This is a genomic window from Pseudomonas sp. NPDC087814, assembly GCF_044742865.1.
Classification (GTDB): Bacteria; Pseudomonadota; Gammaproteobacteria; order Pseudomonadales; family Pseudomonadaceae; genus Aquipseudomonas.
The window spans coordinates 1-5743 of record NZ_JBIUVK010000093.1; the positions used below are offsets into that span (position 1 = coordinate 1).

Annotated in this window: 5 protein-coding genes; 1 reads left to right on the forward strand and 4 read right to left on the reverse strand. The window is 61.4% G+C overall.

The window, feature by feature from the left end:
- Window positions 1–148 precede the first annotated feature (148 nt).
- The 4 genes from ACIOMR_RS30560 to ACIOMR_RS30575 form a co-directional block, all read right to left on the reverse strand.
- A complete protein-coding gene (locus ACIOMR_RS30560; RefSeq protein WP_236260813.1) occupies window positions 149–1060 on the reverse strand; it encodes a fimbrial protein in 912 nt (303 codons plus the stop codon).
- 1 nt (window position 1061) lies between these two features.
- Window positions 1062–3638, reverse strand: a complete 2577-nt coding sequence (locus tag ACIOMR_RS30565; protein ID WP_401198136.1) for a fimbria/pilus outer membrane usher protein — start codon at window positions 3636–3638, stop codon at window positions 1062–1064.
- Window positions 3639–3679: 41 nt separating this feature from the next.
- Window positions 3680–4375, reverse strand: coding sequence for a molecular chaperone (locus ACIOMR_RS30570; protein ID WP_003218892.1), 696 nt, complete (start codon window positions 4373–4375; stop codon window positions 3680–3682).
- Window positions 4376–4442: 67 nt separating this feature from the next.
- Window positions 4443–5021 (reverse strand): fimbrial protein, encoded by a 579-nt coding sequence (locus tag ACIOMR_RS30575; protein WP_003218890.1) that lies wholly within the window; start codon window positions 5019–5021, stop codon window positions 4443–4445.
- Between the two features lie 482 nt (window positions 5022–5503).
- On the opposite strand from ACIOMR_RS30575, the gene ACIOMR_RS30580 reads away from it, so the two are divergent.
- A partial coding sequence (locus tag ACIOMR_RS30580) for a malate:quinone oxidoreductase (protein ID WP_401198141.1) occupies window positions 5504–5743 on the forward strand: 240 nt, incomplete at its 3' end.

Sequence of the window (5743 nt, forward strand, 5' to 3'; positions counted from 1 at the left end):
AAATGCGGCGGTCAGGTTAGTGACCGTACACAATACGCACGTTGTGCGGGTGTGGGTGCCGCTGACGGTGATATTCACCACGTCGGCAGCGTGAGCGGTGCTGCTGAGCAGCATCAGGGCGAGCAGTGGAGTTTTCATGGCAAGGCCCTCATTGATAGTCGATGTTCAGCGTGTATTGGCTCTGAAACGCACCCGTCGGTGATTGCCCGGCCGCCAGTTGTGGCTTGAAGCTCAGGTTTACGTCATTGCTGCCCACGCGTAACTGCATAAAGCGCGGGGTAGTGAAGTTCACCGGGTTCAGGGTGTCGGTCCACAGCGCCTGCATGTTCAAACCTGCCAGCGAGGTGCGCGTCACACCGGTAGTAGGGCTGACTACCGTCTGGTTTGGAAGCAGGTAGACGTTGGCTCGCATCTGCGCCGAGCATTTAATTGACACTGTGGTCGACTGCATCTGGTTATTGAGGTCGCTGTTGCTGATAGAGCCGAAGCGCAGGTTGACGCTGCCGGGTGAACTCAGGCTGCAGGCAGGCGGGACTACGGTGTATGAAAACCCTGTGTTAAGAAACCACTCGCCATAACCCAGCCAGTTTTCCGAGGTAACGCCCAGCAACACCCCTATCCAACGTGTGCCTGCAGTTTGGGGTGCTGTGCCCACCAGAATGTAGCGGTAAGGCACCACAGTATTAAGGGGTAGAGGCCGGCAGTAGCCGCCCAGGCAATTGCGGCTGTATTGGCCGATATTCAGATCGTATAAATAGATGTTGTTATACGGGTCGGACCATCTCAACGGGGCTTGATTCGGGCCGCTCATGTAGTTGATTCGCGTATTTAAACCGGCTGAATAGGGGAATGCGCGGCGAACGGTGCACGTGCCCTCGAAGACGATCCTGATCGCCTGGCCCGGTGTAAACGTGTAGCCGCCGCTCGGAACGCCTGGCACTGTGCAGTTGAGATTCCCTTCGACCAACGCTTGCGCCTGTTGTGAAAGGCAGCTCAATACTGCGCACAACAGCGCAAGCATCAGCCGTCCACGCACCTTATGTGTTGCTTTAACGATCATGTCAGGAATCCTTGGCACCCGACCCACCGGCCGCGCGCTCACATTGAATATTCATTTGGGTGATGCCGCCGTCGGCAGGCGCTGTTTCGTCCAGCTTCAATTCACGGCTGCACCACGGCTGGCCGTCGACGCTGACCAACAACCGCGCCTCGGGCGGCACGCCGGTCAGGAACGCGCGGCCTTTGTCGGCCACCAGGGTGTTGCCGAGGGCGCGGCCATCCGGGGCAAACAATTCGGCGCGGGCGGCAAACGGCGCTGCTTCGCCAAGGGTGTCGCTGATGCGAAACAGGATGCGTTGGCCGCGCCGGGTGTCGAAGTCGGCCAGTACAAACGCGCCGCGGTTTGGCGTGACTTCCTGCACCGGCTCGGCGATGTCGACGTCAGACGGCATCGACTGGGTGTCCAGCGACACGCGGTTTTTGCGATAGGGCAGGGCCTGCGGCACCACGGTGTAGCCATTGCTGTTGGTGCGCACACCGCGCTTGTTGCTGATGCCCACGTCGGCGGCGCCCGGTGTGGCGACGATCACATTGGTTTCGCCCAATGGCTGGCTGAACATCAGGTTGCTGCCATACGCCACCACCGAACCTTCGACGCCCATGTCCAGTTGGCGGCTGCCGGTGGTCTCGTTATAGGCACCGCGCACAATCGCGTTGGGCGCGTCGTATTGCGCGGCGAAGGTGCCGCCGGTCTGGCGTTGCGCGCCGCTGACTTGCTGCGACACACCCGCGCTGTAGGCCAGCGTATCGTCCTCGAACGCGTTGCCGCTCAGGGTCGCGGTGCGTGATGCCGAGCCCCGCGCACTCTGGTTCATGTTGGCCGTAACGCGCTGGCTGCGCGTGCCGCCCAGGGGCATGCTGATGCTCAGGGACAGGCTGCGGTCGTCGCTGTTGGCGCCTTTGTTCAGGCCCAGCCCAAGGGAGTAGGAAATGTCCCCGACGCTCGCGCTGTATCCCAATTGGATCGAGGTGTCGGCCTTGCTCTTGTCCCAGTAGGCGGTTTTCGACACGTTGGCATAGACCCCGCCGTAGCCGCCCAATTGCTGCGACACGTTGGCGGTGAAGTTGCTTTTCATGTGGCCGCTGCGGTACGTGTCCAGGGTTTGCTCGGTGCTGCGGCTGTTCAGCGCTTCGTTGAACGAGTAGTAGTCGCCGGTGGAGTAGCGGTAGCCGATCAGGCTGAAGTTGGTGTCGGTGGCCGCCAGGGACTTGGAATAGCGAAAGCGAAACGACTGGCCGCTGGACGTGGTTTTCTCCCGGCCCACGGCGTCGCTGCGGGCGTGGGTCACGTCCACCGAGATCGCGCCAAAGCCGGCAAAGTCGTGGGCAAAACCCAGCAGGCCGGCGTTGTATTGATTACTCAGCAGGCTGCCGCCAAACAGCGTGGTGCTGCCGCTCAAACCGCGTCGTAGGGAGGCCTGGATAAATGTTGGGGTTTGCTGCACAAAGGACGATTGCGCCGGGCGGTATTGGCCGGCGAATACCGAATAGCTTTGCTGGCCTTCGCGCAGCATGTAGGGCACCGACGAGAACGACTGGGTGTAGATCTGGCGCTGGCCGTCCGGGCCTTCCACGGTGACTTCGATGTCGCCATTGCTGGCGGTGGGGTACAGGTCGGTCAAGGCGAACGGCCCCGACGGCACCCATTGCTCATGGATCACATAGCCGCGCTGGCGGATGATCACCCGCGAGCGGCCATTGGCAATGCCGCGAATCACCGGGGCGAATTCGCGGGCCTGGTCGGGCAGCATGTCCAGATCAGAGGCGATGCCCAGCCCGCGATAGGGGATCGCGTCAAACAGGTCGCCTTCGGTGGTGGAATCGCCCAGGGTGGCGATCGCCATCATATTGCCCATGTCGCGCTGGGCGTAGGTTTCCAGCGACTCCCAGCGCCCGGGCGTGGTGCTGCCTTTTTGCCAGGTCGAAAAATTGCGCAGGCGCCAGGCCCCGGCATTCACGCCGCTCCTCAGGCTGCCGAACTGGTCCTGGCGGCGGCCGGTATCGGACTCCACGGTGCTGCCGGTGAAGCTGTAGTTGGTGAAGGCCACCTGTTCGCCGTTACTCCATTGCCGACGGCGCACTTCAAAAGGGATGCTGCCCAGGTAGGCCTGTGGGATTTCAATCGACAGGATCTGGCGGTTGAAGTCGTAGTCGTAGCTCACGCCGGCCAGGCCCTGATCGAACGCAATGCAGGTGGGGTCGGCGTCGGTGCGGTTTTGCAGGGCCGTGTCGGCCACGCCCTGGGCGCGGAAGAACTCGACATCCAGGCAGGGGAACAGGCCGGTGCTCGAGCGTTCCTGGGTGCCGGTGGCGCGGATGAAACGCACATCACGCTGTTCGATCGAGCGCTGGTTGAGCTGGATATCCACCCGGTAAATCCCCGGCAACTGGCCGTCGCTCATGGCGCTGACCTGTTGTTTCACAGCGGCCGAACTCTGCCCGCCGCCGATTTCGAGAAACGACGCATCGAACTCGTAGCCGGCGTGTGCGGGGGCCAGGTGCAAGGCGGCGGCGGCCACGAGCGGGCAGCCGAAAGCCTTCACGGCGCAACGGCGCATGACTGGGAATGAACGGAGCATGGTCGTTCCTGAAAAGGCGTTCCGGGGTTGTCGCGTGGGTATCAGTGAATGCGGATGACGGGGGCGGTCACGATGCTGCCGTAGTCATCGATGTAGCTCAGTTGCACTTCATCGCCGGCCTTTGCCTGGATCGGCAGCTCACGCGCTTCGCCTGGGCGCAGCACATCCGGCGCCTGGGTGATCGGCAGGCCGTTGAGCTTCAGTTCGCTGACCACCACGTGCAGCTTGGAGGCGTTATTGACGGCCAATGCACCCGCTTGGGCCTTCCAGTTCACTTGCGCCACCGCGTCCTTGAGCGAACCTTTGAGGCCGGCCGGGCGGTAGAACAGTTTGATCGTGGTCTTGAGCGCGATCTGCAGCACGTTCTTGCCTTTTTGATCGTCGCTCATGGCCGGGATTGCCTTGACGTTCATCAGGAACAGGCTTTCGCGGTCCTGGGGCACTTCTGGGCCACCGGTAAAAATGATGCGCAGGATATTTTCCTTGTCGGCATCCAGCCGGAACAGCGGCGGCGTGACGATAAAGTTATCGACGCTTTCCTCGTTGCCACTGCCGAAGTGGCTGACCCAGGACTGCACGAGGTAAGGCGAGGTGTCGTCGCGGTTGCTGACGCTCAGGTTGGCTTCGTTGGAAGCGCCGTCGTAGATCAGTCGCGTGGCGCCGACGGTGACGGCGGCGTTGGCGGCGCTGTGCCAGAGCGGCAGCAGGGCGAGCAGAAGATAGACTTTCAAACGCATGACAGGGGGACCTCCGGAAGCCCGCGGGCCGGCGCGCGAACGCCTGGCCCACGGTGTTGACGAGCAATTACTTGTAGGTAACGTCGAAGCTGGCCAGCGCGTGCACCTGACCGGTGCTGATGCCGGAGGTGGTCACCGCGTCGTCGCCTTCACCGGTGGTGGTGTCGGCGACGGTGCGCACGTAGGCAGCGGTAAAGTCGAAGGTATTGGACTGTGCACGCAGGTCGTAATCGGCGGTCGGCGTGTTCAGTGGCAGTTTGTTGCCGTTACGGGAGTCGGTGATCTGGATCGCGATGCCGCGCACCTGGTTTTCACCGGTCAGGCCCAGTAATGTCGGGTCGCTGGCGTCTTGCTGGCCGCTGAAGGTGATCGCGACGTTTTTACGGGTCGCGGTGCTGCAGTTGTCCAGGCTGATGGAAAACGGCTTGGCTTTATCGGTGAGCACCGAACCCACGGTGGGCGCGAAGTCAGCGATGCGCACCGGGTCCAGAGTCACCGACTTGTTCACGTCGCCGGTGGTGATGGTGCAGGCGTTATCGGTGACGGAACCGGTGAATTCGATCTGCCCGTCCGCCGCCTGAGCGGTGCCGGCCAGCAACCAGCAAGCGCCGCAGGCGAGGGTGAGTTGGCTCAGTTTGTTCAGCATTGCAGTGCCTCTTTTAAGAGAAGGAAGGTTGTCTGCCTACCCGTCAGGTAAGCCAATCCATAGTGCAATGCTGTGTTTTAGAGGCACATGAGACGGATCTTAAAAACTGGCGAACTGATGGCCGCCCGACCGCTGAGTCCATATAAGGCGCCGAGCGTGATATTCTGCGCGCCATCTTGGTCTAGCCTCTATCGAGTACGTACACCCGTATACGTCCCGGTGGTTAGCTGGCGCCCAGGTAGCTGAAGCCAATAATGATAAGAAGTCAGCGCAGAAGGGACATAAAAGTGAGGTCGATACGTCGGCCTTGTGTGCCCACCCTGCGGTCCCCGAATGAATGTGCACACCCCGCGGTGCGTTGCCTGGCGCAGCGTGATTGAGGGTTGCCCATGATCAGGGGCAGTGGGGCGGATGGCGTTTTATCATAGGTGCTACTGATGTTTAAAAAAGTAAACACTGCCCTGCTGGGGCTGGCTTTGTCGATGGGGATCACTTCCGTTCACGCGGAAGAGGCAAAGAAAGTCGATGTGCTGCTGATCGGCGGCGGCATCATGAGTGCAACCCTGGGTGTGTGGCTCAATGAGCTGCAACCGGACTGGTCGATGGAGATGGTCGAGCGCCTCGATGGCGTGGCCGAAGAAAGCTCCAACGGCTGGAACAACGCCGGTACCGGTCACTCGGCTTTGGCTGAGCTGAAATACACCCCGGAAGACAAGAACGGC

Coding starts and splice junctions, on each gene's coding strand:
- ACIOMR_RS30575 (WP_003218890.1), bottom strand. CDS start 5,021: ATGCTGAACAAACTGAGCCAACTCACCCTCGCCTGCGGCGCTTGCTGG.
- ACIOMR_RS30570 (WP_003218892.1), bottom strand. CDS start 4,375: ATGCGTTTGAAAGTCTATCTTCTGCTCGCCCTGCTGCCGCTCTGGCAC.
- ACIOMR_RS30565 (WP_401198136.1), bottom strand. CDS start 3,638: ATGCTCCGTTCATTCCCAGTCATGCGCCGTTGCGCCGTGAAGGCTTTC.
- ACIOMR_RS30560 (WP_236260813.1), bottom strand. CDS start 1,060: ATGATCGTTAAAGCAACACATAAGGTGCGTGGACGGCTGATGCTTGCG.